Source organism: Pararhizobium mangrovi (genome assembly GCF_006516965.1).
Taxonomy (GTDB): Bacteria; Pseudomonadota; Alphaproteobacteria; order Rhizobiales; family Rhizobiaceae; genus Pararhizobium_B; species Pararhizobium_B mangrovi.
This window is the reverse complement of record NZ_VHLH01000014.1, coordinates 76,160-102,956: the sequence shown is the minus strand read 5'-3', so window position 1 is coordinate 102,956 and position 26,797 is coordinate 76,160. Positions and strand designations below refer to the sequence as shown.

Annotated in this window: 27 protein-coding genes; 16 read left to right on the top strand and 11 right to left on the bottom strand. The window is 65.5% G+C overall.

Translation table 11 applies throughout. The features are described 5' to 3' along the window. The first annotated feature begins 104 nt into the window (after nt 1-104). Nucleotides 105-506: an Hsp20/alpha crystallin family protein gene (locus FJU11_RS09095; RefSeq protein ID WP_235890949.1), complete on the top strand. Its 402-nt coding sequence runs from the start codon at nt 105-107 to the stop codon at nt 504-506. Between the two features lie 18 nt (nt 507-524). Then, nucleotides 525-2,924, top strand: coding sequence for an endopeptidase La (gene lon / locus FJU11_RS09090; RefSeq protein ID WP_141166728.1), 2,400 nt, complete (start codon nt 525-527; stop codon nt 2,922-2,924). 137 nt (nt 2,925-3,061) lie between these two features. Here lon and FJU11_RS09085 read toward each other — a convergent pair whose 3' ends face one another. The 4 genes from FJU11_RS09085 to FJU11_RS09070 all read right to left on the bottom strand — a co-directional run bounded on the left by FJU11_RS09085 (nt 3,062) and on the right by FJU11_RS09070 (nt 6,804). Beyond that, nucleotides 3,062-4,108, bottom strand: coding sequence for a TadE/TadG family type IV pilus assembly protein (locus FJU11_RS09085; protein ID WP_181408115.1), 1,047 nt, complete (start codon nt 4,106-4,108; stop codon nt 3,062-3,064). Next, complete coding sequence (locus FJU11_RS18840; RefSeq protein ID WP_141166726.1) at nt 4,096-4,647, bottom strand: TadE/TadG family type IV pilus assembly protein; 552 nt, start codon at nt 4,645-4,647, stop codon at nt 4,096-4,098. The genes FJU11_RS09085 and FJU11_RS18840 overlap by 13 nt, the downstream gene beginning before the upstream one ends. Before the next feature lie 94 nt (nt 4,648-4,741). Continuing rightward, nucleotides 4,742-5,275: a TadE/TadG family type IV pilus assembly protein gene (locus FJU11_RS09075; protein WP_181408114.1), complete on the bottom strand. Its 534-nt coding sequence runs from the start codon at nt 5,273-5,275 to the stop codon at nt 4,742-4,744. Between the two features lie 182 nt (nt 5,276-5,457). After that, complete coding sequence (locus tag FJU11_RS09070; RefSeq protein ID WP_181408113.1) at nt 5,458-6,804, bottom strand: DUF2254 domain-containing protein; 1,347 nt, start codon at nt 6,802-6,804, stop codon at nt 5,458-5,460. 84 nt (nt 6,805-6,888) lie between these two features. Here FJU11_RS09070 and FJU11_RS18275 point away from each other — a divergent pair, with 84 nt between their 5' ends. Next, nucleotides 6,889-7,212, top strand: coding sequence for a hypothetical protein (locus FJU11_RS18275; RefSeq protein WP_181408112.1), 324 nt, complete (start codon nt 6,889-6,891; stop codon nt 7,210-7,212). A 573-nt stretch (nt 7,213-7,785) separates the two neighbouring features. Here the strand turns inward: FJU11_RS18275 and tldD are convergent. Together tldD and FJU11_RS09060 are read right to left on the bottom strand one after the other, a co-directional pair. Then, complete coding sequence (gene tldD, locus FJU11_RS09065; RefSeq protein ID WP_141166723.1) at nt 7,786-9,201, bottom strand: metalloprotease TldD; 1,416 nt, start codon at nt 9,199-9,201, stop codon at nt 7,786-7,788. Between the two features lie 157 nt (nt 9,202-9,358). Beyond that, complete coding sequence (locus tag FJU11_RS09060) at nt 9,359-9,868, bottom strand: invasion associated locus B family protein (protein ID WP_407946689.1); 510 nt, start codon at nt 9,866-9,868, stop codon at nt 9,359-9,361. A 412-nt stretch (nt 9,869-10,280) separates the two neighbouring features. On the opposite strand from FJU11_RS09060, the gene coxB reads away from it, so the two are divergent. The 10 genes from coxB to rnhA all read left to right on the top strand — a co-directional run bounded on the left by coxB (nt 10,281) and on the right by rnhA (nt 18,806). Then, nucleotides 10,281-11,267 carry a cytochrome c oxidase subunit II gene (gene coxB, locus FJU11_RS09055; protein ID WP_407946691.1) on the top strand — a complete coding sequence of 329 codons (987 nt, stop codon included), beginning with the start codon at nt 10,281-10,283 and terminating at the stop codon, nt 11,265-11,267. A gap of 6 nt (nt 11,268-11,273) precedes the next feature. Next, nucleotides 11,274-12,926, top strand: coding sequence for a cytochrome c oxidase subunit I (gene ctaD / locus FJU11_RS09050; protein ID WP_141166721.1), 1,653 nt, complete (start codon nt 11,274-11,276; stop codon nt 12,924-12,926). Nucleotides 12,927-13,041: 115 nt separating this feature from the next. Next, nucleotides 13,042-13,989, top strand: coding sequence for a heme o synthase (locus FJU11_RS09045; protein ID WP_141166720.1), 948 nt, complete (start codon nt 13,042-13,044; stop codon nt 13,987-13,989). Then, nucleotides 13,989-14,123 (top strand): hypothetical protein, encoded by a 135-nt coding sequence (locus FJU11_RS18740; RefSeq protein ID WP_268935194.1) that lies wholly within the window; start codon nt 13,989-13,991, stop codon nt 14,121-14,123. Before FJU11_RS09045 ends, FJU11_RS18740 begins: the two co-directional genes overlap by 1 nt. 93 nt (nt 14,124-14,216) lie before the next feature. After that, entirely contained in the window at nt 14,217-15,092 is an 876-nt protein-coding gene (locus FJU11_RS09040) for a cytochrome c oxidase subunit 3 (RefSeq protein ID WP_141166719.1), read from the top strand. 27 nt (nt 15,093-15,119) lie between these two features. After that, complete coding sequence (locus tag FJU11_RS09035) at nt 15,120-15,503, top strand: DUF983 domain-containing protein (RefSeq protein ID WP_141166718.1); 384 nt, start codon at nt 15,120-15,122, stop codon at nt 15,501-15,503. A 7-nt stretch (nt 15,504-15,510) separates the two neighbouring features. Continuing rightward, nucleotides 15,511-16,296 (top strand): SURF1 family protein, encoded by a 786-nt coding sequence (locus FJU11_RS09030; protein ID WP_141166717.1) that lies wholly within the window; start codon nt 15,511-15,513, stop codon nt 16,294-16,296. A gap of 71 nt (nt 16,297-16,367) precedes the next feature. Continuing rightward, nucleotides 16,368-17,366 carry a 4-hydroxy-3-methylbut-2-enyl diphosphate reductase gene (ispH, locus tag FJU11_RS09025; RefSeq protein WP_141166716.1) on the top strand — a complete coding sequence of 333 codons (999 nt, stop codon included), beginning with the start codon at nt 16,368-16,370 and terminating at the stop codon, nt 17,364-17,366. Between the two features lie 7 nt (nt 17,367-17,373). Continuing rightward, entirely contained in the window at nt 17,374-18,357 is a 984-nt protein-coding gene (locus FJU11_RS09020) for a homoserine kinase (protein WP_141166715.1), read from the top strand. Next, nucleotides 18,351-18,806 (top strand): ribonuclease HI, encoded by a 456-nt coding sequence (rnhA, locus tag FJU11_RS09015; RefSeq protein ID WP_407946690.1) that lies wholly within the window; start codon nt 18,351-18,353, stop codon nt 18,804-18,806. Before FJU11_RS09020 ends, rnhA begins: the two co-directional genes overlap by 7 nt. Nucleotides 18,807-18,818: 12 nt before the next feature. Here the strand turns inward: rnhA and FJU11_RS09010 are convergent, their stop codons facing one another. Both FJU11_RS09010 and FJU11_RS09005 read right to left on the bottom strand, forming a co-directional pair. Next, nucleotides 18,819-19,304 carry a peroxiredoxin gene (locus FJU11_RS09010; RefSeq protein WP_141166713.1) on the bottom strand — a complete coding sequence of 162 codons (486 nt, stop codon included), beginning with the start codon at nt 19,302-19,304 and terminating at the stop codon, nt 18,819-18,821. A gap of 65 nt (nt 19,305-19,369) precedes the next feature. After that, nucleotides 19,370-20,230, bottom strand: a complete 861-nt coding sequence (locus FJU11_RS09005) for a protein-disulfide reductase DsbD domain-containing protein (RefSeq protein ID WP_141166712.1) — start codon at nt 20,228-20,230, stop codon at nt 19,370-19,372. Between the two features lie 182 nt (nt 20,231-20,412). On the opposite strand from FJU11_RS09005, the gene FJU11_RS09000 reads away from it, so the two are divergent. Beyond that, entirely contained in the window at nt 20,413-21,021 is a 609-nt protein-coding gene (locus tag FJU11_RS09000; protein WP_141166711.1) for a YqgE/AlgH family protein, read from the top strand. Between the two features lie 30 nt (nt 21,022-21,051). Here FJU11_RS09000 and FJU11_RS08995 read toward each other — a convergent pair whose 3' ends face one another. Then, on the bottom strand, nt 21,052-22,281 hold the full coding sequence (locus tag FJU11_RS08995) for an MFS transporter (RefSeq protein ID WP_141166710.1): 1,230 nt from the start codon (nt 22,279-22,281) through the stop codon (nt 21,052-21,054). A 150-nt stretch (nt 22,282-22,431) separates the two neighbouring features. Between FJU11_RS08995 and FJU11_RS08990 the strand changes: the two genes are divergently transcribed. After that, nucleotides 22,432-22,902 (top strand): MarR family winged helix-turn-helix transcriptional regulator, encoded by a 471-nt coding sequence (locus tag FJU11_RS08990; protein ID WP_141166709.1) that lies wholly within the window; start codon nt 22,432-22,434, stop codon nt 22,900-22,902. Nucleotides 22,903-23,019: 117 nt separating this feature from the next. Then, nucleotides 23,020-23,193, top strand: a complete 174-nt coding sequence (locus tag FJU11_RS08985) for a YegP family protein (protein ID WP_141166708.1) — start codon at nt 23,020-23,022, stop codon at nt 23,191-23,193. A 60-nt stretch (nt 23,194-23,253) separates the two neighbouring features. Here FJU11_RS08985 and FJU11_RS08980 read toward each other — a convergent pair whose 3' ends face one another. Continuing rightward, complete coding sequence (locus FJU11_RS08980) at nt 23,254-26,157, bottom strand: putative bifunctional diguanylate cyclase/phosphodiesterase (RefSeq protein ID WP_141166707.1); 2,904 nt, start codon at nt 26,155-26,157, stop codon at nt 23,254-23,256. Continuing rightward, on the bottom strand, nt 26,154-26,795 hold the full coding sequence (locus FJU11_RS08975; RefSeq protein ID WP_141166706.1) for a GNAT family N-acetyltransferase: 642 nt from the start codon (nt 26,793-26,795) through the stop codon (nt 26,154-26,156). The genes FJU11_RS08980 and FJU11_RS08975 overlap by 4 nt, the downstream gene beginning before the upstream one ends. Nucleotides 26,796-26,797: the final 2 nt, after the last annotated feature.

The following is a 26,797-nucleotide window of genomic DNA, read 5'->3' as shown; positions in this document are numbered from 1 at the left end:
GAACCGGAACGCGGGTAGGATCGTCTAGCGGGTAACGAACGGAACGCCGGGTCTTCGTCTCGACGACCCGGCCGGCGTCCTGATGGAAAGGGACACGGCACGCCATGCGCACGCTACAGGATCGGATGTGGGCCGAGGCGCTCGGCATGCTGGCACGAGCCGACCGCGCCCAGCGCCAGCTCTACCAGCCGGGGGACGGCCCGGCGCAGCAGGCGGCCTGGGAGCCGCCGGTCGACATCCTCGATACCGGCGGCGACGTGCTGATCGTCGCCGCGCTGCCGGGCGTCGCGCGCGAGGACGTGAAGGTGACGCTCGACGGTGCGGACGTGGTGCTGACGGGCGCGCGCGTGCCGCCGGCCGCCCTTCGCACGGCCGACATCCACCGCATGGAACTTCCGCAGGGACGCTTCCACCGCCGCGTGCCGCTGCCACCGGGACGCTACGATCAGGTGAGCCTCGAAATGCAGGCCGGTTGCCTCTACGTGGCGCTGCGCAAGACGCCGTGAAGCCTTCCGGATGACGCGATGAACGACGAAAACCCGACAGAAGCCGTTTCCTCGGTCGAGATGCGGTCCGCAGGCGAAAGCGCCGTGCCGCAGGTCGACAACGGCCCCTTCATCGTGCTGCCGATGCGCAGCGTCGTGCTCTTTCCCGAGATCGTGGCGCCGCTGACGATCGGCCGGCCGGGCTCCATCGCCGCGGTCCAGCAGGCCGTGCGCGAGCAGCGCCCGATCCTCGTCGTCCTGCAGAAGAATCCCGAGACGGCCGAACCCGACGCCGACGACCTCCATCCCGTCGGCACGCTCGCCAACATTCTGCGCTACGTCACCGGGCAGAACGGCGAGCACCATCTGATCTGCCAGGGCGTGCGTCGTTGTCGGCTCGCATCCGTTTCGCGCACCGGCGGCTATCTGACGGCCGAAGGCGAGACGCTGACGGAGCCGGACGGTTCGGCGCCGGAGGTCGAGGCGCGCTTCATGAACGTCAAGCAGCAGGCGCTGGAGGCGCTGGACCTGCTTGCCAACGCGCCGGACGAACTGCGCCAGACCGTGCGCTCCATCACCGAACCGGCGACGCTTGCCGACATGACGGCGGCCTATCTCGACGCGCAGCCGGCCGAAAAGCAGACGATCCTTGAGACGCTCGACCTCAAGGACCGGCTCGACAGGGTCGGCGACCTGCTCGCCCGCCGGCTGCAGGTGCTCAGGCTCTCCGCCGAGATCGGCCGGCAGACGCAGGAGGCCTTCGGCGAGCGCCAGCGCAAGGCGGTGCTTCGCGAGCAGATGGCCGCGATCCAGCGCGAGCTCGGCGAGGAGGAAGGGACCGGCCAGGAGATCGCCGACCTCGAAGCGGCGATCGACACCGCCGCGATGCCGGAAGAGGTCGACGTGCAGGCACGCAAGGAACTGCGCCGGCTCGCCCGCACGCCGGACGCCTCCACCGAATACGGCATGATCCGCAGCTATCTCGACTGGCTGATCGAGCTGCCATGGGCCGCACCCAGCCCGCCGGCGATCGACATCGCAGAGGCGCGCCGCGTGCTCGACGCCGATCATTTCGGGCTGGAGCGCATCAAGACGCGCATCGTCGAATACCTCGCCGTGCGCAAGCTGGCGCCGGAGGGCCGCGCGCCGATCCTGTGCTTCGTCGGCCCGCCGGGCGTCGGCAAGACCTCGCTCGGCCAGTCGATCGCGCGTGCCATGGGCCGGCAGTTCGCACGCATCTCCCTCGGCGGCACGCACGATGAATCCGAGATCCGCGGCCACCGACGCACCTATGTCGGTGCGATGCCCGGCAACATCATCCAGGCGATCCGCAAGGCCGGCACGCGCGACTGCGTGATGATGCTGGACGAGATCGACAAGATGGGCGCGAGCGCGCACGGCGACCCGTCCGCCGCGATGCTCGAAGTGCTCGACCCGGCGCAGAACGAGACCTTCCGCGACAACTATCTCGGCGTGCCGTTCGACCTGTCGCGCATCGTCTTCATCGCGACGGCGAACATGCTCGACACGATCCCCGGGCCGCTCCGCGACCGCATGGAGATCATCTCGCTCGCCGGCTACACGGCGGGCGAGAAGCTGGAGATCGCCAAGCGCTATCTGGTCGCGCGCCAGAGCGCCGCGAACGGGCTTCGCGACGATCAGGTGACGGTGGACGAAGGGGCGCTGCAGGCGATCATCGCGCGCTACACGCGCGAGGCCGGCGTGCGCAATCTCGAACGCGAGATCGGCCGCGTGATGCGCCATGCGGCCGTCACCGTGGCGGAAGGCAAGACCGACACCGTGCACATTACCGAAGAAGGTCTCGCCGAAGCGCTGGGGCAGCCCCGCTTCGAGAACGAGGTGGCGATGCGCACGAGCGTGCCGGGTGTGGCGACGGGCCTCGCCTGGACGCCGGTCGGCGGCGACATCCTCTTCATCGAGGCGGCCGGCACGCCGGGCAACGGACGGCTGGTGCTGACCGGCCAGCTCGGCGAGGTGATGCGCGAGAGCGCGCAGGCAGCCCTCAGCCTCGTGAAGACGCAGGCCGCCACGTTCGGCCTTTCGCAGGAGCGCCTCGACCGGACCGACATCCACGTCCACGTGCCGGCGGGCGCGACGCCGAAGGACGGACCGAGCGCAGGCGTCGCCATGTTCATGGCGCTCGCCTCGCTGCTGACCGGCCGCACGGTGCGATCCGACACGGCGATGACAGGCGAGATCAGCCTGCGCGGCCTCGTGCTTCCCGTCGGCGGCATCAAGGAAAAGGTCGTCGCGGCCGCCGCCGCGGGCATCACACGGGTGATGCTGCCAGCTCGAAACCGCCGCGACTACGACGAGATCCCGAGGGAAGCGAAGGAGAAGCTGGAATTCGTCTGGCTGGAGCGGGTGGAGGATGCCGTGGCAGCGGGGTTGGAGATGCAGAATTCGACGGGAAGCTAAGGTCCGGGCAAGGCAGGTTTCGTGCGGGTCTGAAGGTCGCGACCGAATGCTCGAGTGTCGAGGACGGGCGATCGCCTGCGGTTATGCGCTGCCCGGCGCCAACCGACGGTGTTTCTATCCGATAGTGCGGAATGGCCTCACTCGACGAGGGCGACGGTGTGCAGCCCGGTCTTTACGGTGACGGGGCATTTGATGATCAACCGAATATCGTTCCAGTCGGCTTCACCGTCGGCAATATGGTCGGGACGATCTTCCCATCCATAGTATGTATAGGTTTTGGAGCAGAACTCGTCGTCCTTCCCATCCTGATCAGCCGATCCGTTCTGGACACTTCCATCTTTGCCCTGGTTCCGATCGCAGTCTTCGACGGTGGCGCAGCTGTACGAATCGAGCAGATCGTACGGCATATTGTAGACTTCCCTGTGATCTCTGATCGTCGTGTCCGTGTAGTAATCGTGAATCCGACCCGCGTGCGATTCCGGGTCGTCCTTGACGGTCTGATAGTCTCCGCCGTTCAAACCGTTCCAAATGTTCATCAGATGATAACTGAGCGTTTCGTCCGCGTCGCATTCCGGCATGGCGGCGCCCTGATAGTCGTCCCCCTCCCTGTCGGTGTTGTCGTAGATCGGGGTTTCTCTGCCCCGCGTATCGGTTACGGGGTTGTAGCAGTACGCGGAAACCTCGTTGTAATCCCATGCGTCCGACGTGAGTTTGAGGGGTATGGGCGGCTCGTACTGTTTCTTGATGCCATTGTAGCGGGCCGTAGCGCTGGTTCTGATCGCGAGTGCCGTCGTCACACCCGGAATGAAGCGCGCGAGCGTAAGTGGCAACGACGCGCTGGCCGTCACCTGATAGTCGCCCACATTGATCCACGAGCCCTCAAAATCCAGCTGGGTCCAGGTTTCCCCGCTGCGGGCTTTCTGCACCATCGCATCGAGAAGTGCCGCGTCCGTATTGTCTGGTCCCCGGGACGCCATCGCCAGTGCAATGGCATCGCTCTTGTCCTGCATATAGGCCCGCGTATCGGTCGCACGCGCGTAGTCGATCGCAAGGCCGGAAAGGCCGAAGAGGGGGATGATCATCAAGGCCGTGAGGACCGCAAAGTTGCCCCTACGATCCTGTCTCAAACGCCGTAGTGCCGCTCGCAGGTCGGCTGCGACGGTCGGGTCCTTCATCTCGTGCATCCGGTACACTCCAGATCTGTTGTCAGACGGGCCCGTGTGACGTTCAGGCTTTTCATTTCGAGTGGTTTGCCGAAGAGGAAGCGCGTCATCGGTTGGTAGTCGTAGAAGGTTCGGGCAACCACGAGGAAATTGCCGTTCGTCCTGCTCAACGCCGGACCGAGCGTATCTGCGTCGAGCCCGGGCATGTTGTCGTCGCTGTCGTGGTGCCATTGCCTCGTGAAATGTCCCTCGTCGTTCATCCTGAGGCCGGCTACCTGGATCCTCAAGGATCGAACCGAATAGGGATACATCGTCGCCGTGGCGATATCGAAAAGGTCGTCGATGCCGTCATCACTCAGTTCCGTGTCCTGCGCGATAAGGTCTCCGATCGTCGATGCCGTTTCCTCGGTCTTCTGGTGCGCAACGATTGCGAAGCTTGCTTCGACAAGGCCCAGATAGAGTACGACGAGGACAGGAAGAACGAAGGCGAATTCGATCGCAGCCGCGCCGCCGCGATCCTTCCACAACCGGGATAATATGTTTTTTGGTCGATGTAGCATGAGCGTTTACCCACGAATAGACGCGGAACATTTACAGGGAAGATGGTTAGCGCAATCAAACGAGTTAAATACGGATTTCATCATTTAATAAGTCTTACTCGGTTTCTTCGCTCATGTATTTAGCCTTCGGCTCGTTACGAAAGAACGTGACCCATGAAATCAGATAATTACCGTCATCGATATTCGAATAATAACGATGTACGAGGTCGGCGACGAGAGGCCAAGCGTAGTAGACCCGCATCTCCATGATCGTACCGGGAGCACCCGGATCGAACTGGAAACCAGTCGTATTGATCTTGCCCTCCCGTACCGGCGGCGACGGTTCGAAGGAGGCGAAGCTTGGAGCGCGATGAAGGTCGATTTGAAGCTTGCTACAGGTGATGGGGACGATGGACGCGTTGCAGATCATCCGGCGGAACGCCTGCTCGCTCATCCCGTCGTTGGCAACTTTGTTGATGCGAACGATCCGGGCAGCTTCCTTTGCAGCTTGGTCGATGCCGAGTTGACCGAGCAGTAAAAGACCGGTTTCGAGAATCGCGAATGTCAGAAGAAAGAAGATCGGACCTAGGATCGCGAATTCGATGGCGGTCGCGCCGCGACGGTCTCCGGTAAAACCTCGAAAAATCATTTTGATATTGCCATAAGTGCGATGACGGAAAGGCCGCATTGCCTCACTGCAAGTATCGATGAGCGAGCGTTTAGAAAGGCTTAAAAGCTTTATCTAATTAAGGAATGATGTTTTCGCACTTCGGAAAGTGCACCGTGTGGACGCGGCATTTGCAGGGAGACGGTCCGGCTCCGGATCGCCGCCTACAACCGCACCGGCGAAGCCTCCGGGTAGGTGACCTTGCCGTCCAGCCAGGCGAGTGCCGCTTCGGCTTCCTCCTGAATGGGGGCGAGGTCGGTGTCGTTTCTGGCCTGGTCGGTTGCGTGGCGGCGGATGCGTTCGACTTCTTCGCGCAGCGCCGGTCGGGCTTCTTCGGGGGCCAGCGCGGCGGCGTTGCGGACGAGCTGGAGGAGGCGCACGACGACGGACGGCTCCGCGCCGCCGTAGCGGGCGGGCTGTTCGACGGCGAGCTGCACGTAGCCGGCGAGGTCGAGGCCGGGCGGGGCGACGAGGAGCGCGCCGTCCTCGTCGCGCACGATGCCGCCGGGCACGCCGTCGCGGGCGAGCCGGCAGACGATCTCCGTCATGTGGTCGATCGCCTGGATCGCCGTATAGGGGTCGTTGAGCGAAGGCGACATGGCGCGCACGGCGACGTCGACGAACTGGCGCAGGCCGTAGGAGACGTCGGTGTCTTCCGTACGGTCCGGACCGATGTCGATCGTCTTTCCAAGGGCGTGTCGGACGGTCTCGGCATCTAGGTCGGCGCCGTTTCGCGACCAGACCCAGGCGAGCGGCGTGCCGGCGACGACATAGTCGCCGATCATCGGGCGGATGCGGACCGAGGCGGCGGTCTTGCGTGCGAAGGCGGCGAGCCGCTCGACGTCTACCTCGCGCACGTAGCCGTTTCGCCAGATGTCGACGACGAGCGCGCCGGCCGGCGGATGCGGCAGTGCCTCGCGTGTGACGGCGCGCGGGTGTTGCGCCGTCATGCCCTGCGCGAGGTCGATCGCGTAGTGCGTATCGCCCATGACGCGGTTCATGGCGCGCTGCACGCGGATCGAGTTCGTGATGTGCTGGGCGAAATAGGCGACGATGCCGACGCAGGCGAGGAAGAGGAACATGCCGAAGAAGATCGCCAGCCGCGGCGGCTCTTCCGCGCTATCGGAGCCGGGCAGGGAGCGCAGCACGGCGAGCATGTAGGAGACCGTACCGGCGAAGACGCCGAGCGTGATCTTCGTCGCGCCGTCGCGCATGAAGTTGCGCAGGAGCCGCGGCGAATATTGCTGGTGGACGGTCTGCAGGCCGGTGATCGTCAGCGAAAAGATGACGCTGAGCGCGGTGACCAGGCCGCCGACGAGCGCCGTCAGCACGGTGCGCGCGCCGGAAGGGCCAGCGCGGAAGAGGACGCTGTCGAAGCCTGTCGGCCCCCACGGTACGGCGCTGAGCACGATGCCCACCACATAGGATATGGCAACTGCGACGAGCGGCCAGATCCACAGCGAGGCGTTTACCTTGCGAAGGGCCGCGGAGGCGCCACGTCTGCGGTTCATGGGCGTCGCTCCGCTCTCACATCGTCGTGAGCAAACGGGGCGAGGGCGTCGCGGTTCCACGAATGGTAGCAATGAGAGGGCGAGGTGATCGACGAACGCTTCGGTGCTGGTCGCGCACGATCGCATTCTTCTTGCATACCGACTCAAACGAAGCGGCGCATAGGCCTATTTGCCAGAACGGCGATCCTGCGGACGGGAAACCGGCATGAGACGCCGTTCGAGGAGAATGCCGCCTGTGCCGACGATCGGAACCAAGAGCAGGAGCCGATTACAGATTGCGATCGCTCGATCTCGAAAAGAAGGCAGTGTGCGAAGCAAACGGTGGCCGTCGCGATTGCGAGCGGAATCCTCCCCGCCCTCAAGCACTTTATTCCTGTTGGAAGCGCCGGCGATGTCGCTTCAGCGTAGCATTGTCGGCAAGGCCCGCCGAAGGGACGCCTCATCCTATCCTTGCGTCATCCTCGGGCTCGACCCGAGGATCCAACCACCTCACCATACGATCAAGGTGTCGGGTGCCCACTGTAAAGCTCGATCCGTGCTCGAGCCGGTACGCCGTTCGTATTGCGACGGGGTTGGATCCTCGGGTCGAGCCCGAGGATGACGTCCTGCGTTGGGTGATGTCGTCGGAGGAGGGGAGCGCCGGCGAGTCCCTTCGCGGCGTTCGCGTGCGTTTCAAATGAAGAACGAGCGGTTCAAGATAAAAACCCTTGTACAGAACGATGACCCAAGTCGGCAGTATCAACACGCAAGCTGTGGAGGTTCCGACAGCGAGACTGTGTATTCGGTTGGCGCGTAATCTGGATGCGTTCGATCTTGCGGTCGGTGAAAATCGCTTCGGTTTTCCGGTGTCTTGGACCGACGATAGTTCAAACTTCAAAGGCCGGATATCCTCGCGCCCGTTCGGCAGACCACATCCAAAACGACGCTATAAACGAGCTTCGTCCGCAATGCTGGAAGTGCCGCTTATCGCGCCATCACGCCTCACGTCTGCGTGCCGCCGACCGTCACGCGGTCCATCCTGAGGTGCGGCTGGCCGACGCCGACGGGGACGCCCTGGCCGGCTTTGCCGCACATGCCGATGCCGGTGTCGAGCTTGGGGTCGTTGCCGACCATCGAGACGCGCTTCATCGCTTCCGGGCCGTTGCCGATCAGCATGGCGCCCTTGACCGGCCGGCCGATCTTGCCGTCCTCGATCATGTAGGCTTCCGTGCAGCCGAAGACGAACTTGCCCGACGTGATGTCGACCTGGCCGCCGCCGAAGGAGACGGCGTAGAGGCCGCGCTTCACAGACGAGATGATCTCGTCCGGCGTCTTGTCGCCGCCGAGCATGTAGGTGTTCGTCATGCGGGGCATCGGCGAATGGGCGTAGCTTTGGCGCCGGCCGTTGCCGGTCGCTTCCATGCCCATCAGGCGCGCGTTCTGCCGGTCCTGCATGTAGCCGACCAGCTTGCCGTCCTCGATCAGCACGTTGTAGCCGGACGGCGTTCCCTCGTCGTCGACCGTCAGCGAGCCGCGGCGCGCCTCGATCGTTCCGTCGTCGACGACCGTCACGCCTTTCGCCGCGACCTGTTCGCCGAGAAGGCCGGCGAAGGCGGAGGTCTTCTTGCGGTTGAAGTCGCCTTCGAGCCCGTGGCCGACCGCCTCGTGCAGCATGACGCCGGGCCAGCCGGAGCCGAGCACGATGTCCATCGTGCCGGCCGGCGCGTCGACGGCTTCAAGGTTGACGAGCGCCTGGCGCAGCGCTTCGTCGGCGGCGAATTTCCAGCTTTCCTCGGCGACGAACTCGCCGAAGGCGCGGCGACCGCCCATTCCGTAGGAGCCCGTCTCCTGCCGGTCTCCGTCGCCGGCGACGACCGAGACGTTGACGCGGGTCAGTGGACGCACGTCGCGCACGCGATGGCCGTCGGCGCGCAGGATGTCGACGATCTGGTAGCTCGCGGCCAGCGAGGCCGTGACCTGGCGCACCTTCGGATCCTTGCCGCGCAGATAGGCGTCGATCTCCTGCAGGAGCTTGACCTTCGCCTCGAAGCTCGGCTCGCCGATCGGATTGTCCTCGCCGTAGAGCTTGCGGTTCGTGCCCTGCGGCGGGGCGGCGTAGGTGCCGGAATAGCCGCGCGTGACGGCACCGACGGCGTCGCCGGCGCGCTTCAGCGCCGCCATGGAGAGTTCGCCCGCATGCGCGAACCCGATCGCCTCGCCAGCGACGGCGCGCAGGCCGAAGCCCTGGTCGGTGTCGAAGGAGCCCGAGCGCAGCCGGCCATTGTCGAAGAGCAGCGATTCGGCCTGCTTGTGCTCGACGAAGAGCTCGCCGTCGTCGGCGTCGGCGAGGGTGTCGGCGACGTGGCGGCGAAGCGTGTCCTCGTCGCAATCGAAGAGGGTTAGGAGATCACTCGACATCGGGCTCGATCCTTTCGGCTGATCGGTGCGATGTAAGGCCTTGGGCGATCACCGGCAAGGAAACGGGCGTCGATGTCGCGATCCGGGGTCGCGATCCGGGGCCGTGATTGGCGGACGCGATCGGGAACCACGATCGGGGGCCGAGATCCGGCGGCTTTCAGGGCAGGGCGTCGAAGCCCTCGCCGAAACCGGTAAGGTCGACGGGAATGCCGATGCCTTCTTCCTGCGTCTTGTAGAGGGTGAAGACGGCCTGCTTGCCGCTCTTCAACGTCTTCAGGAGCTGGTCGTCGATCGTCACCTCCACCTGGCAGCCTTCCTCCCTGCAGACGAGGAAATAGGCCCGGCCGATGCTCTTGCCGTCGATGAAGAGGCCGAGGCCCTTCGGCAGGAGAACGCCGAGCGGCGTCAGGATCTTGAGGATACGCGCCTCGCCGTCCGCCGTCTTCAGCGCGACCACGGAAATCGCCACGTTCGGCTGGTCCTTGGCGACGACGAGCTGCATCAGCGCGCATTGCCTGCCCGGCGCGCCGGGCGGCGTTCCGCATACGGTCGACCAGGCGCCGTGTTTGGCCTCGACGGTGCCCCCCGGTGCCACGCCCTGCGCAAGGACCGGTGCCGCCGCGCTCGCCAGGAAGGCGGCGGCGGCAAGCGCCGTCGCCACCTGCACGAAAGTGCGCCCGGTGCGTTCGCCCCGCGCACACGAGCTTTTGATACGGGCATTCACGTCGGACGGGGAAAGCATGATGGTTGCGATGGCCTTCGCTCGTTGATCCTTTGCCACGCGCTTCTAGAGCCTTTCGCGGCCGTACGAAAGCGCGTGCGTCCCCGCGTGCCGGGCAATGCGAACCGCAGCGTCCGCATCGCGGGCGAAAATGCCGTCGATCGGCGTACGCCTGGCACGCCACCTGCGACGCGTGCGCCCGTGAAGATATGCCGCACCTGCTTCGTGTACGCCAGTTGCGAAGAAGGATAAACTATGGTTTCAAGCGTTGAGGCGGGAGAGGGTCTTTGGCGTCGTGTCGGTTCAACGGTACGCGCGAAACGCGAGAGGGGCTGGAATGCGAGAGGGAGTGAGCCTTTTGAAAGCGATGCGATTCGTCGTTCTCGCCGGGGCAACCGTTCCGGCCTGCGCCACCGGAGCGTTCGCGGCGAAGCCGACGGACTGGGAGACCCAGTTCCAGCCGGCGGCGACCGACATCATGGCGCAGATCCAGTGGTTCGCGAACTACACCATGTGGTTCGTGGTGCCGATCGTGGTGCTCGTCATGGCGCTTCTCGGCATCGTCATGTTCCGCTTTCGCGCAAGCGCCAACCCGACGCCCTCCGGCACCAGCCACAACACGCTGATCGAGGTGGCCTGGACGGTGCTGCCGGTGCTCGTGCTCCTGTTCATCGCGATCCCTTCCTTCCAGTTGCTGACCGCGCAGTATTCGCCGCCGGCGCCGCCGGCCGTGACGGTCAAGGCGACGGGCCACCAGTGGTACTGGAGCTACGACTATCAGGGCGGAGGCAAGCAGGACGTCTCGTTCGATTCGCTGATGCTCGACGCCGACGGCCGCAAGGACGCCGACAAGACCGACATGGCGCAGTACCCGCGGCTTCTCGCCGTCGACAACGAGATGGTGGTGCCGGTCGGCAAGGTCGTTCGCGTGCTGGTGACGTCCGGCGACGTCATCCATTCCTTCGCCATGCCGTCGTTCGGCGTGAAGATGGACGCCATTCCCGGACGCATCAACGAGGCCTGGTTCAAGGTCGAAAAGCCCGGCATCTACTACGGCCAGTGCTCGGAGCTGTGCGGGCAGAACCACGCCTTCATGCCGATCGCCGTCAGGGCGGTCACGCCCGAGCAGTACAGGAACTGGGCCGCTTCGGCAGCCAAGGATCTGGGCTCGGCCAACAAGCAGTTGCGCGCTTCGATCGCCGCCGGGCGGAAGAACGACGATGTGGCTTCGGGCGAACGCGCAGGCACGGTACGCCTTGCCGATGCCGCCGCACACGAGCCTCCATACGGGTCCCAAGGCGCGACGCAGAACACGACGCCCGGTACGTCCACGGGCAGGGAGTGACGAGGAATGGCTGACGCAGCTCTTCACGAGAGCCACGACCACCGCCCGAAGGGCTTCGTGCAGCGGTGGCTCTATTCGACGAACCACAAGGACATCGGCACGATGTACCTGATCTTCGCGATCGTCGCGGGGATCATCGGCGGCCTGCTTTCCGTCGCCATGCGCGCCGAGCTGCAGGAGCCGGGCATCCAGATCTTCACCGGTCTCGCCCAGATGGTCTACGGCTACGCCGACGCGGCGGCCGTCGACGGCGGCAAGAACATGTACAACGCCTTCGTCACCGCCCACGGCCTGATCATGATCTTCTTCATGGTCATGCCGGCGATGATCGGCGGCTTCGGCAACTGGATGGTACCGATCATGATCGGCGCGCCGGACATGGCGTTCCCGCGCATGAACAACATCTCGTTCTGGCTGCTGCCGCCGGCCTTCCTGCTGTTGCTCATGTCGTTCTTCGTGCCCGGAGCGCCGGGGGCCTACGGCGTCAGCGGGGGGTGGACGATGTATCCGCCGTTCTCGACGGTGGGCCAGCCGGGGCCGGCCGTCGACATGGCGATCCTGGCGCTGCACATCGCAGGCGCCTCGTCGATCCTCGGCGCGATCAACTTCATCACGACGATCTTCAACATGCGCGCCCCGGGCATGACGCTGCACAAGATGCCGCTCTTCGCCTGGTCGGTGCTGGTGACGGCGTTCCTGCTGCTTCTCTCGCTGCCGGTGCTGGCCGGCGCGATCACCATGCTTTTGACGGACCGCAACTTCGGCACGACCTTCTTCGAGCCGTCGGGCGGCGGCGACCCGATCCTCTTCCAGCACCTCTTCTGGTTCTTCGGGCACCCGGAAGTCTACATCCTGATCCTGCCCGGCTTCGGCATGATCAGCCACATCGTGTCGACCTTCTCCAAGAAGCCGGTCTTCGGCTATCTCGGCATGGCCTACGCCATGGTGGCGATCGGCGCGGTCGGCTTCGTCGTGTGGGCGCACCACATGTACACGACCGGCATCTCGCTCAACACGCAGCGCTACTTCGTCTTCGCGACGATGGTGATCGCCGTGCCGACGGGCGTGAAGGTGTTCTCCTGGATCGCGACGATGTGGGGAGGGTCGATCGAGTTCCGCACGCCGATGCTGTGGGCGATCGGCTTCATCTTCCTCTTCACCATCGGCGGCGTCACCGGCGTCCAGCTCGCCAACGCCGGCCTCGACCGGCCGCTGCAGGACACCTATTTCGTGGTGGCGCACTTCCACTACGTGCTCTCGCTCGGCGCCGTCTTCGCCATCTTCGGCGGCTGGTACTACTGGTTCCCGAAGATGTTCGGCTACATGTACAACGAGCGCATGGCGAACGTGCACTTCTGGGTGACGTTCATCGGCGTGAACCTCATCTTCTTCCCGATGCACTTCCTCGGGCTCGCCGGCATGCCGCGCCGCTACATCGACTATCCCGATGCGTTCGCCGGCTGGAACTTCGTGTCTTCGATCGGCTCCTACATATCGGCGATCGGCGTGGTCATCTTCCTCTACGTCGTTTGGGAAGCCTTCTCGAAGAAGCGGGTGGCGGCAGACAATCCCTGGGGCGAGGGTGCGACAACGCTGGAATGGCAACTTTCCTCGCCGCCGCCCTATCATCAGTGGGAACAGCTGCCGCGCATCCGGTGATCGGCAGGGAACGAAAACGGAAAGCCGCCGTTCGAGCGGCTTTCCCGATTGAAGGAAAGGCCTTTCCGGCGCGGCGTATCGAGGCTGCGCGGTGGGCTGCGTTCATGGGCAGGCAATGACGGTATTCGACGAGCAGGACGGTCTTCCCTTCGCTTCCGACCTCTCGGAAGGCAGCGCACGCGATTTTATGCGCCTGCTCAAGCCGCGCGTCATGCAGCTCGTGGTCTTCACCGCGATCACCGGGATGGTGCTTGCGCCGGGCACGATCCACCCGCTGATCGGCCTCGTGGCGATCGTGTGCATCGCCGTCGGTGCCGGTGCTGCCGGCGCGCTCAACATGTGGTACGACGCCGACATCGACGGCGTGATGACGCGCACCGCCGGCCGGCCCGTGCCTTCCGGGCGCATACGACCCGGCGAGGCGCTGGCCTTCGGCCTCGTGCTCGCCTTCTTCTCGGTGATGACGCTCGGGCTTGCGGTCAACTGGTTCTCGGCCGCCTTCCTCGCCTTCACCATCGTCTTCTACGTCGTCGTCTACACGGCGTGGCTGAAGCGCCTGACGCCGCAGAACATCGTCATCGGCGGGGCGGCCGGCGCCTTTCCTCCGATGATCGGCTGGGCATGCGTGACCGGCTCGGTCTCGCTCGACAGCTTCGTGCTCTTTCTGATCGTGTTCCTGTGGACGCCGCCGCACTTCTGGGCGCTGGCTCTCTTCAAGCTGCGCGACTACGGCAGCGCCGGCGTGCCGATGCTGCCCAACGTCGCCGGGGAGGCGGCGACCAAGCGGCAGATCCTCGGCTATTCGGTCGTCATGGCGGCGAGCGCCGTCGCGCCGGCCGTTCTCGGTTTCGCAAGCCCGGTCTACGGGCTCGTGGCCGTCGTCGCCGGCGCCGTCTTCGTCCACCGCGCATGGCAGGTGTTCCGCATGCCCGAGGGCGACCGCGCAATGGTTCCGGCCAAACGCCTCTTCGGCTACTCGCTCGTCTACCTCGCCATCATCTTCGGCGCGTTGCTGCTCGACCATCTCGGCGTCGCCGTGCTGCGGGCGTCCGGCGTGCTTTGATGAAGGATCGCGTCAACCTGACGGAGGGGCAGAAGCGGGCGCGACGAAGCCGATCCGTCGCGATCGGGCTGGCGTTGGCGGCCCTTGTCGTGATCTTCTACGTGGTGACGATCATCAAGATGACGTCGGCCTGACGCCGTCGCGGCCGAACCGGAAGGCAGGCGACACGAAAGGCCTGCCGCCCGGTGCGGAAGGAAAGAACAGAGGGAAGAGGGTTCGAGACCGCCATGGCCAACGTCGAGAAACAGCACGACTACCACATCGTCAATCCGAGCCCCTGGCCGATCACGGGATCGATCGGCGCGCTCGTCATGGCGATCGGCGGCATCGGCTACATGAAATATGCCCAGGGCAAGGATTTCTCGCTCTTCGGCATCGACCTGGCGAGCCCGTGGCTCTTCTTCATCGGCCTCGCCATCATCCTCTTCACCATGTTCTCGTGGTGGTCGGACACGATCCGCGAAGGGCGGGAGGGTTACCACACCGGCGTCGTCTCGCTGCATCTGCGCTACGGCATGATCATGTTCATCGCCTCGGAGGTGATGTTCTTCGTCGCGTGGTTCTGGGCCTATTTCGATGCGAGCCTCTTTCCGAACTCGGTCGAGCAGGTCGCGCGGGCGCAGTTCCTCGGCGGGCAGTGGCCGCCCGAGGGCACGCTGTTCATGGATCCGCTGCATCTGCCGCTCTACAACACCATCATCCTGCTTCTCTCCGGAACGACGGTGACATGGGCGCACCACGCGCTGCTCCATCGCGACCGCAAGGGCATGATCATGGGGCTGGTGCTGACCGTGGCGCTCGGCGCGCTCTTTTCCATGGTCCAGGCCTACGAGTACATTCACGCGCCGTTCGCCTTCAAGAACTCCATTTTCGGCGCGACGTTCTTCATGGCGACCGGCTTCCACGGTTTCCATGTGATGATCGGCACGATCTTCCTGCTCGTGTGCCTCATCCGCGCGATCAAGGGGCAGTTCACGCCGGAGAAGCATTTCGGCTTCGAGGCGGCGGCCTGGTACTGGCATTTCGTCGACGTGGTCTGGCTCTTCCTCTTCTTCTGCATCTATGTTTGGGGAAGCTGGGGCGCTCCGATGCTTGCCGAATAGCCGGGTGACGGCGCACGCGAGACGTCCATGACGCATGACGAGACGTCCTACCTGCCTGCGGATGCGATACGGGCCGGCCTTTCCGGCCGGTGCCCGCGTTGCGGCAAGGGCGCGCTCTTCGACGGGTTCGTCGCGCCGCGGGTGCGGTGCGAGCGCTGCGGCCTTGACTACGGCTTCGCCGACGCCGGCGACGGGCCGGCGGTCTTCGTCATCATGGCGATCGGCTTCTTCGTGGTCGGCCTCGCTCTCTGGTCGGAGGTGCGCTTCGCGCCGCCGCTCTGGCTCCATTTCGTGCTGTGGATTCCGCTTGCGGCCGTCCTGTGCCTTGCGGCGCTGCGCCCCTTCAAGGGCGTGATGATCGCGCTCCAGTATCGAAACAGCGCCCGCCAGGGCGAGATCGATTCCCGGTGAGCCGTCCGTGAGCCGCAGCACGGATCACGATGCCCGGCCGTCTTCGAGACCGCGCGGCGGCCGGGTGCGAACGGTCGTCGCCCTCGTGCTCGCGGCGGTCGTCTTCTGCATCCTGATCGCGCTCGGCACCTGGCAGGTTCAGCGCCTGCACTGGAAGGAAGGGCTGCTTGCGACGATCCACGAACGGATGCGCGAGCCGCCGGTCCCGCTGAAGCGCATCGAGGCGATGCATTCGGCCGGCAAGCCGATCGAGTACCGTCCCGTCACCGTCCGCGGCACTTTCGACAAGACGAAGGAACGCCATTTCCTCGCGACGCACGAAGGGGCACCGGGCTTCTTCGTCTATACGCCGCTTTCGACAGAGGACGGCGAGACGCTCTTCGTCAATCGCGGCTTCGTGCCCGACGGGCGCCAGGATCCGGCAAGCCGGCCCGACAGTCTGTCGAAGGGACCCGTCACGGTGACGGGCCTTGCCCGCGAAGCGCCGGCGCAAAAGCCTTCCTGGGTCGTGCCGGCGAACGAACCGAAGCGGAATATCTTCTACTGGAAGGATTTGCAGGCGATGGCCGCCTCCACGGGGTTGACGGATGCGCGCCTCGTCCCCTTCTTCGTCGATGCCGCGCGCAAGCCCGGCTCGAACGCGCTGCCGATCGGCGGGGTGACGGTGATCGACCTGCCGAACAATCACCTGCAGTACGCCGTCACATGGTACGGGCTGGCGCTGGTGCTCCTCGCCGTGCTTGCCGGCTCGTGGTATCGCCGGCGCGACACGGGCGGGAACGAACGTCGCTAAGACTTGACACGACCCCGCCCCGACCGGTTCATGCGGGCCGGATCGAAGGCTCGAACGGAAAGGCCGTGACGATGGACAAAGCGCCGCTCACCATCCGGCTATGCGGCCCGCGCGGCTTTTGCGCGGGCGTCGATCGCGCCATCCAGATCGTCGTGCTGGCGCTGAAGAAATACGGTGCGCCGGTCTATGTGCGCCACGAGATCGTGCACAACCGGTTCGTCGTCGAGGCGCTCGAAAGCCAGGGTGCCGTGTTCATCGAGGAACTGAGCGAGATTCCGGACGCCCATCGCGCGCAACCGGTCGTCTTCTCCGCGCACGGCGTGCCGAAGGCGGTGCCGGCCGATGCGCGCGAACGCGAGCTGTTCTATCTCGACGCGACCTGCCCGCTCGTCTCCAAGGTACACAAGCAGGCGATCCGCCACCATCGCAAGGGCCGCCATGTCGTGCTCATCGGCCATGCCGGCCACCCGGAGGTCGTCGGCACCATGGGCCAGCTGCCCGAAGGTGCGGTTTCGCTGGTCGAAACCGTCGACGATGCGCAGACCTATCGGCCGGCCGATACCGAAAATCTGGGTTTCGTAACGCAGACGACGCTCTCGCTCGACGATACGGCGGGCATCGTCGACGTGCTGAAGAGCCGGTTCCCGGCGCTCACGCCACCTTCGGCGGACTCCATCTGCTACGCCACGACCAACCGGCAGGAGGCGGTGCGCGCCGTCGCGCCGGAGTGCGACATGGTGCTGATCGTCGGCGCACCGAACTCCTCCAATTCACGCCGCCTCGTCGAGGTGGCCGAACGCGCGGGTTCGGGCGACGCGGCGCTCGTCCAGCGCGCCGACGAGATCGACTGGTCCAAGTCGCATGCGTGGCGCACGCTCGGCCTTTCCGCCGGTGCCTCGGCGCCGGAAGTGGTGGTCGAGGAGATCATCGACGCCTTCCGCGCCCGCTTCGACGTCACGCTGACGCTCGCCGAAACCGCTCAGGAGACCGAGCATTTCCCGGTCAATCGCGAACTGCGCGAGGTCGCCCTGACGCCGGCCGACATGGCCTTCGTCAACGGCGGCCGCTGACGCTCGCGTGGCCGTCTACACCGACATTACCGAGGCAGAGCTCGCTGCCTTCCTCGCCGATTACCCGGTCGGGCGAATGCACGCCTACAAGGGCATCGCGGAGGGGGTGGAGAATTCCAACTTCCTGCTGCATCTCGACGACGCGAGCTACATCCTGACGCTCTACGAAAAGCGCGTGGCGCGGGAGGACCTGCCGTTCTTCCTCGGCCTGATGGAGCATCTGGCGGAAAAGGGGCTATCCTGTCCGCTGCCGATCCACCGCAACGACGGGGCGCTGATCGGCGAGCTTGCCGGCCGGCCGGCCGCAGTCATCTCCTTCCTCGAAGGCATGTGGCCACGCGATCCCGCGCCACGGCACTGTTATGCCGTCGGGGCGGAGATGGCGGCCATGCACCGCGCCGGCGCCGACTTCGGGCTGACCCGTGCGAACGCGCTTTCCCTTGCCGACTGGCGCCCGCTCTGGAACGCTTCGCGCGACGATGCGCGGACGCTGCGTCCGGGCCTCGGTGACGACATCAAGGGCGAACTCGCGTTCCTGGAGGCGAACTGGCCTCGAGACCTGCCGAGCGGGGTCATCCATGCGGACCTCTTTCCAGACAACGTCTTCTTTCTCGACGACCGGCTTTCCGGGCTGATCGACTTTTATTTCGCCTGCAACGATCTTCTCGCCTACGACGTCGCGGTGTGCCTGAACGCCTGGTGCTTTTCGCGGGACGGCGCGTTCGACCGGGCCAGCGGGCGGGCACTTCTTGAGGGCTACGAGAGCGAACGCACGCTCACGGCCGGCGAGCGGGCCGCCCTTCCGACGCTTGCCCGCGGTGCCGCGCTCCGCTTCTTCCTGACGCGCCTTTATGACTGGCTGGCGACGCCCGAAGGCGCGTTCGTCGTCAAGAAGGATCCGTTCGAATATCTGCGGCGGCTGCATTTCCATCGCACGGTCGGGACCATCGCCGACTACGGGATCGACGACGAAGGAGACGAGGCATCGTGAAAAGCGTGGAGATCTTCACCGACGGCGCGTGCTCGGGCAATCCGGGACCGGGCGGCTGGGGCGCGATCCTGCGCTACAACGGCACGCAGAAGGAGCTTTCCGGCGGCGAGGCGGCGACGACCAACAACCGCATGGAACTGATGGCGGCGATCTCCGCGCTCGAAGCGCTGAAGACGCCGTGCGAGGTCGCGCTCTATACCGACTCGAACTATCTGCGCGACGGCATTCGCAGCTGGATCGACAACTGGAAGAAGAACGGCTGGAAGACGGCGGCGAAGAAGCCGGTCAAGAACGCCGAACTCTGGCAGGCGCTCGATGCGGCGCGCGAACGCCATACGATTTCCTGGCACTGGGTGAAGGGCCATGCCGGCCACGCCGAGAACGAGCGCGCCGACGAACTGGCCCGCGAAGGCATGGCGCCCTTCAAGCGACGCCGCGGCGCCGCCTGAAGGGCCGAGTGCTCAAAGCTGCTCGAGAATTGCCGCGGCGCCTGATTTTTCGGCCGTGCCCGGCGTTTCCTCGATGTTGAGCGTCTTCACCACGCCGTCCTCGACGATCATCGCGTAGCGCTTCGAGCGCAGGCCGAGCGTGCCGCCGGAAAGATCCGTTTCCATGCCGATCGCCTTCGTAAAGGAAGCGTCCCAGTCGGAAAGGAAGCGCACCTTGTCCTTGCCGCCGGAATGTTCCGCCCAGGCACCCATGACGAAGGCGTCGTTCACCGCGACGACGGCGATCTCGTCGACGCCCTTGGCGCGGATGGCGCCGTTGTGCTCGATGTAGCCCGGCAGATGGTTGAGGTCGCAGGTCGGCGTGAAGGCGCCGGGAACCGCGAAGAGCACGACCTTGCGCCCGGCGAAGATCTCTTCCGTCGTCGTCTCGCGCATTCCCTCGCTCGTGCGTTCCTTGAAAGCGGCCTCGGGCAGTCGATCGCCGGACGAAATCGTCATGGTGTTTTCCTTTATCTGTGCGAACACGGTTCGAACGCGTGGAGATAGGGTCGCTTCGTCGAGGCTCAATCGGCGCGAACGGTCGTTTCCATACTACGGCCGGCGGCGGTCACGACGGCGGTCAGGTCCGTGCCGGCAAGTCTCACGCCGTCGGGTCGGTTGAGAACGGGAACGCCGAAGCGCACCCTGCCGCCGGACATCGAGCCAGGCGCGCCGGCGAGGCCGAATTGCCAGCCTTCCGGCCCGGCGAGGAAGAGGCGCGCTGCCTTCGCGTCGCCGCCTTCGGGCAGGCGCGCTTCGACGACGACGCTCTTCCCGTCGTCGCCGGCGCGTATCTTCTCGACGGCGAAATCGGCGGAAGCCTCCTCCGGCAGTGCCGCGCGGGCCTTCGCGATCGCCAGCGCCTGCCGGCTGCTGCCTGCGCGTGCGGCCGGCTCGACGTTCAGGTGCGCCGTGCCCGAGACCGGAACGCAGACATCGCGGCACATGCCGAGGAGAAAACGCACGGCGAGAACGCTCACCCCGCCCGGCGTGCGCTGTCTGATGGTGAGCGGAAGCGTCACCGGACTGTCGTAGCCGATCGCCGCGACCCCGTTCTCCTCGATCCGGCGAGGTGCCGGAAAGGCGAGGGAAGCGGCTGCGACATTGATGCTGCCGTCCGTTTCGACCTCAGGCGGTATGCCGGCCTCGCCGGGATTGCGCCAATAGGTGATCCAGCCCGGCTTCAAGGCGATTTCGACGGCCGCATGGATGGTGCCGTTCGTTGCCGGCGTCGCGATCACGCGCACCCTCCCGCCGGCGCTTTCCGTCCATGCGCTCGCGCCGGGATCGTCGGAAGCGGCATATGCGGACGCCGAAAGGAAGAGGCAGGCGAGGGCGCCCAATGCCGCGTGATACGAAGCCGTCTTCCGAAAAATCGAGCACATCGCCGGGCGTCACCTCTTTCATGATCGAAGGACCGCGGTCGCTTTAGGCCAGGCACCGTTCGGTGGCCAGAGCGGCGGGGTACACGGATGCTCATTTCGCCGTGACGCGGCTGCGGATGGCGGCGGCACGTTGCTCGCCCTTTTTGCTTTTTCATCCCCCTGCGACTTGCTAGGCTCGCACGATGAAAGGTTTCGACACGGCAGAAACGGACACCAGGCGCGGCTATCTCGATGGCCAGCTTCTGCTTGCCATGCCGGGGATCGACAGCGACGAGTTCGAGCGCACGGTCATCTATGTCTGCGCGCATTCCGAAGACGGCGCGATGGGCTTCGTGCTCAACCGCGCGCGGGACATGAGCTTTTCCGACCTGCTCGTCCAGCTCGAGCTGATCGAGGCCGAGGATACGATCCGTCTGCCTTCGCACATGCGCAAGCTCCAGGTGCAGGCGGGCGGTCCGGTCGATACCGGCCGCGGCTTCGTCCTGCATTCGCACGACTATCTCGCGGATTCGACGATCCCGGTCAGCGACGAACTCTGCCTGACGGCGACGACGGACATCCTGCGCGCCATCTCGGGCGGCAAGGGGCCGTCGCGCGCGACGATGATGCTCGGCTACGCGAGTTGGGCGCCCGGACAGCTCGAGGACGAGATCGCCCGCAATGGCTGGCTTACCTGTCCGGCACGCGACGAACTGGTCTTCGATCGCGATCTGGAATCGAAATACGACAAGGTGCTGACCCTGATGGGCATCAACCCTGCCATGCTTTCCACCGCGGCCGGCCACGCCTGAGCGTTTCACCTCTTTACGCCGCGCTTCCACCTAAGGCGCGGTGGACGATGCGGTGACCTGCGACGTCATCTCCTCCTCGTGCGGCCTGGCGAAGCGTCCGAGCGTGTCGCGCCCGGCGTAAAGCACGGCGATCGCCAGCAGGCAGGAAGCGGCGGCGATGAGGAAGCTCACCGCGGGTGTCGTCAGTTCGGCGATCTTGGGGGCGGCGAAGGGCGCGACCACGCCCGCGAACCAGCGCACGAAATTGTAGCCGGCCGAGGCGACGGGCCGCTGCGCGTTCGATACTTCGAGCGCCATCTCCGTATAGATCGTGTTGTTCACGCCCATCACCGCCCCGGCAAGGACGACGGCGGCGATCACCATGCCGCGCGATCCGAGCGCGATCGCCACGAGCAGGAGGCAGAGCACGACGAGCATCGAGGAGACGAGGCCGAGCCCGGGAAACCGGCTTTGCAGGCGCGGTGCGAGGACGACGGAAAAGAGCGCCAGCAGCAGGCCCCAGCCGAAGAAGATGCCGCCGACCGTATAGGCCGACATGTTCAGGACGAAGGGGACGAAGGCGAGCACGGTGAAGAAGGCGTAGTTGTAGAAGAAGGCGCTGACGGCCGTCGTGCGCAGGCCGCCATGCTTGAGCGCGACCAGCGGGTCGGTAAGCGAGATCTTCTTTTCCGGCGTCGGCGTCTTGCCGAGGAAGAGCGCGATGGCGACGAAGCCGATCGCCATCAGCGTCGCGGTGCCGAAGAAGGGGTAGCGCCACGACATGTTGCCGAGCACGGCGCCGAGAAGCGGGCCGGCGGAAATGCCGAGGCCGAGGGCGGATTCGTACATCAGGATCGCCGCCATCGTGCCGCCGCGGCCGGCCGCGACGATGACCGAAAGCGCGGTGACGACGAAGAACGCGTTTCCAAGCCCCCAGCCGGCGCGGTAGGCGACGAGTTCGGGAACCGAGTTCGAGGTGCCGGCGAGCCCTGCGAAGACGACGATGAGCGCTGCGCCGAGGAGGAGCGTCGCGCGCCCGCCGAGCCGGCTCGCGACGAAGCCGGTGACAAGCATCATGATCGACGTCACCGCGAAGTAGCTCGTGAAGAGCAGCGAGACCTGCGAGGCGCTCGCGTGCAGGCCCCTGGCGATCGAAACGAGGATCGGATCGACGAGGCCGATGCTCATGAAGCCGACGACCGCAGCGAACGCCGTTGCCCACACGGCCTTCGGCTGGTCGAAAAAACTCGGCGCCTTTCCGGATGTCGTCTCGGCCTGCATGGGAGCGCTCCCGCTTCGTTCTTGCATTTTGCTGTACCATACAGCTAAATCCGTCGCGTCGGTCGCGCAACCCCTTGCGTCGGGGAAAGCGACCGGGTGAAAGCCCAGCATCGGCATCGGCATCGGCATCGGCAGGACGGAGATCTAGACTTGGCCCGATCGCGAAGCGACGCGCATACGAGTGCGGAGACGATCGAGGATCTGGAGGAGACGCTCGCCTTCCTCGTCCGCGGCCTGGAAGCGGCGCAGCGCATGCGGACCTACCCGATGGAGCGTGCGCACTACCTGCTGATCCGCTTGATCGAACGGGAAGGGCCGCAGACCGTGGTGGCGGCGGCGCAGCATCTGCTCCTCGACGGCTCGACGGTCACGCGGCAGGTGGCCGTCATGGAACGGCGCGGCCTCGTCGAAAAGACAAGCCATCCCGGCGATGCGCGTGCCACGGTGCTTACCGTCACGCCGGCGGGCTTCGCCGCCGCCCGCCGCATGCGCGAGGAACGGCTGAAACGCATCGAGAACCTGTTCCGCGACTGGCCGGCGGACGATCGGGCGAACGCCGACGCCGTCCTGAAACGGCTAAACCGTTCCCTCGCCGAAATCGTCCGCACCGCGGCCGGGTAGCGGCTTCCAACGGAAAATCGGCTGGATACGGAACTACGCGAGCGGTCGAAGCGTCCCGCAAATGGCCGGCGGGTTCGTCGCCGGACCGCAGATCATCCTGTGCAAGGGAGAAGACCCATGAAATTTCACATCTTCAAGGACAACAAGGGCGAATATCGCTGGCACCTGAAAGCCGACAACGGAGAGATCGTCGCCGACTCCGCCGAGGGCTATTCGACCAAGCAGAGCGCGCAGCACGGTATCGACCTCGCCAAGTCGGCATCGAACGCGCAGGTTCAGGACGATAGTTAGCCGCACCGCTCAGGGCCGGAGAACGTCATCGGGCGGCGTCGACGTTTCGCGTGGCTGTCCTTAGCCCGTCGCCGCGAGCGGCGGATGCTCGGCGAGCAGGGCAGCCGTGTGCTCGGCGTCGGCCGGTGCACCGTAGACGTAGCTCTGGGCCCAGGTGCAGCCGAGATCGGCGAGGTGTTCGGCGTCGACATGCGATTCGACGCCTTCGGCGACGATGCGCATGTCGAGGTCGCTCGCCATGGCGATGATCGACCTCATCAGCGCTTCTCGCTTGTCGCTGGTATCGCGAACCAGCGCCTTGTCGATCTTCAGCGTGTCGAAGGGGAAGCTCGTCAGATAGGCGAGCGAGGAATGCCCCGTGCCGAAATCGTCGAGCGCGAGCCCCATGCCCATCGCCTTCAGTCGTTCCAATACGACGGCGGCCTGCTGCGGGTTCTGCATGACGAGCGTTTCGGTCAGTTCGAGCTTGAACTGCGACGGGCTGCAGCCGCCCTCCTCGAGGATCGCCCGGATATCGGCGTCGAGATCCTGGCGCAGGAGCTGCGCGCTCGAAAGATTGACCGAGACGAAGACGGGGCGTTCGCCATGCGTCGCCTGCCATCGCTTGAGGTCTTCGACGGCACGGGTGAAGGCGAAGCGGCCGAGCTGGTGGATCAGGTCGCACTCTTCCGCAACCTGGATGAAGTCGGCGGCCGGCATCGCGCCGCGGCGGGGATGTTCCCAGCGCATCAGCGCCTCGAAGCCAGCGATCGTGCCCTTTCGGATATCGACGATCGGCTGGTAGGCCATCGTCAGTTCGTCCCGCTCGATCGCCCGGCGGAGATCGGTCTCGAGCTGCAGGCGATCGGTGCTGATCGCGCGGAAGGCGGGACGGAAAGGCTCGATGCGGTTGCCGCCCTGGCGCTTGGCCTGCGCCACGGCGAGTTCGGCATCCTTGGCGAGCTCTGCGGCCGAGGCCTTGCGTTCGACCCACGTCAGGAGGCCGACCGAGGCGGTGAGGATGATCTCGCGCTTGGCGTAGGCGATCGGCTGACGGACCGCCCGGGTGATCGATTCGGCGAACTCGGCCACGCGTCCGGGCTCGGTGCGCGAAAGCAGGATGATCGCGAAGCGGTCACCGCCGAAACGCGCCAGCATGTCGTGCGGCTTCAAGAGCTTCTGCAACCGGCGTCCGAGCGTCAGCAGGATGGTGTCTCCAGCCGCCATGCCGAGCGAATCGTTGACCTGCTTGAAGCGGTCGATGTCGACCATGAGGATCGTCGGGCGCACCCGCGCCTCCGCCTCGGCGAGCGAACCGACGGCGTTCAGCCGGTCGAGGAAGAGTTCGCGGTTGGGCAGGCCGGTCAGGTTGTCGTGCACGGCATCGTGCAGCAGGCGCTCCTCGGCGGTCTTGTGCTCGGTGATGTCGATCAGCGTGCCGACGCAGCGGATGACCTCGCCGTTGGCGCCGAGCACCGGCCGCGCACGCAGCGCGAACCAGCGATAATGGGCGTCGTGGCTGCGCAGGCGGAACTGGTGGACGAGCCTGCCCTTGCGATGTTCGAGCGCGAGATCCAGCGCGCCGCGGAAGCTGTCGCGGTCCTCTTCGTGCATGTGCGGCAGCCAGCTGCGCGCGGGGCCCTCGAAGGTGCCGGGGGTAAGGCCGAGCGCCAGCGAGACGTCGGGGATCGTCGTGATGCGGTCGCGCGAGACGTCCCAGTCGAAGACGGTGTCGCCCGCGCCCGTCAACGCCAGGGAATGGCGTTCGAGGTCGGAGAAGAGGCCCTGGTGGATGGCGCCGCCCGCGAATGCGTGCTGCATCACCGTGAAGCCCATCAGAAGCACGATCAGGACGAGGCCGCCGCCGAGCGCCGGCTGGACGATGTCGTTGGAAAGCCGGCCCGACATGACGAACCAGGCGCCGACGCACCAGCACACGAGCAGCGTCCATGTCGGCACGAGCATGATCGCGCGGTCGTAGCGGCGCATGCCGAGATAGGCGATGAGGGCGATGCCGGCGACGACCGTCGCGGCGAAGGAAGCGCGCGCCAGCCCGGCCGCGAGCGACGGATCGTAGAAGACGGTCGCGAAGATGCAGCCGAGTGCGGCGAGCCAGGTGAAGGCGACGTAGGTGAGCGGCGTGTGCCAGCGGTTGAGTCTCAGATAGGTGAAGAGGAAGACGAGCAGGCCCGTCGCCATGAACACCTCGTTGCCGGCTCGCCACATGCGCTCGTCGAGCGGCGTCACCACGACGAGCTTGGACAGGAAGCCGAAATCGATGCACACATAGGCGAGCACCGCCCAGGCGAGCGCGGCTGCCGCCGGCAGCATCGACGTTCCCTTCACGACGAAGAGCATGGTCAGGAAGACGGCGAGGACGCCGGCGATGCCGAGCACGATGCCGTGGTAGAGGGTGAAGGCGTTCTGCGTGTCCTTGTAGGCCTCCGGCGACCACAGATAGAGCTGCGGCAGGCGCGGCGAATCCAGTTCGGCGACGAAGGTGACGACCGCGCCCGGATTGAGCGTGAGATGGAAGATGTCGGTGTCGGCACTTTGCTGGCGGTCGAGCGCGAAGCCTTCCGAAGGGGTGATCGTCTCGATGCGCTCGGAACCGAGATCGGGATCGAACACGCGCGAACCGGCAAGCCTGAAGTGCGGCGCAACGATCAGCCGGTCGATCTGCTGGTCGGAGGTGTTGGCGAGCGCGAAGACCGCCCAGTCGCCGGAATGGTGGTCGTCGTCGGCGCGCACCTCGATGCGCCGGACGATGCCGTCGCGACCGGGTGCCGTCGAGGTCTGGAAGGCGCTGCCGCGATCGTGCTCGACATGGGTGAAGGGCCTGAGATCGAGCGCGGTCTCGTTGCCGGTGATGCGTACGGGCTCGAGCGCGAGCGCAGGCCGGACGAAGAGGCCGAGAAGGACGATCGCGAGGGTGAGCGCCGCGGCGGGAACGGTAAGGCGGAAGAGGCGGTCCGTCCGTGTCATCCGGCGATCGTCTTGCGGTGTTCGTTCACGGAAGACGCTTTCCTCGCGGTTCGTTGCTCTTCGGCGAGGCGGGCGAACAGGACGTGATCGCGCCATGCGCCGTTGATCTTCAGATAGCTACGCAGATAGCCTTCGCGCCCGAATCCGACCTTTTCGAGAAGACCGATGCTTCGCGCATTGTCGGGGATACAGGCGGCCTCGATGCGGTGCAAGCGCATGGTGTCGAAGGCGTAGGGGATAACCAGTTCGAGGGTCGCGCGCATGAAGCCGTGGCCGGCATGCGGGGCGCCCATCCAGTACCCGATCATCGTCGATTGCGCCGGGCCGCGCCGGATATGGCCGAGCGTGATGCCGCCCAGAAGCGCGTGATCGTCGGCACGGAAGATGAACAGCGGAAGCGCCGTTCCCTGCACGTGGTCCCGGTGGTGGCGGCGCACGCGAAGCCGGAAGGCCGAACGCGTGAGGTCGTCGGTACGCCAGGTCGGCTCCCAGGGTTCCAGAAAGCTCCGGCTCGATTCCCGCAGATCGCGCCAGACGGGGTAATCCGCCATGAGGGGCACGCGCAGATACACCTGTCGATCCTGGAGCACGACATCGTCTGCCGGCCGGGATAGGAAGCGGAGCATCGATTTCGTCATGT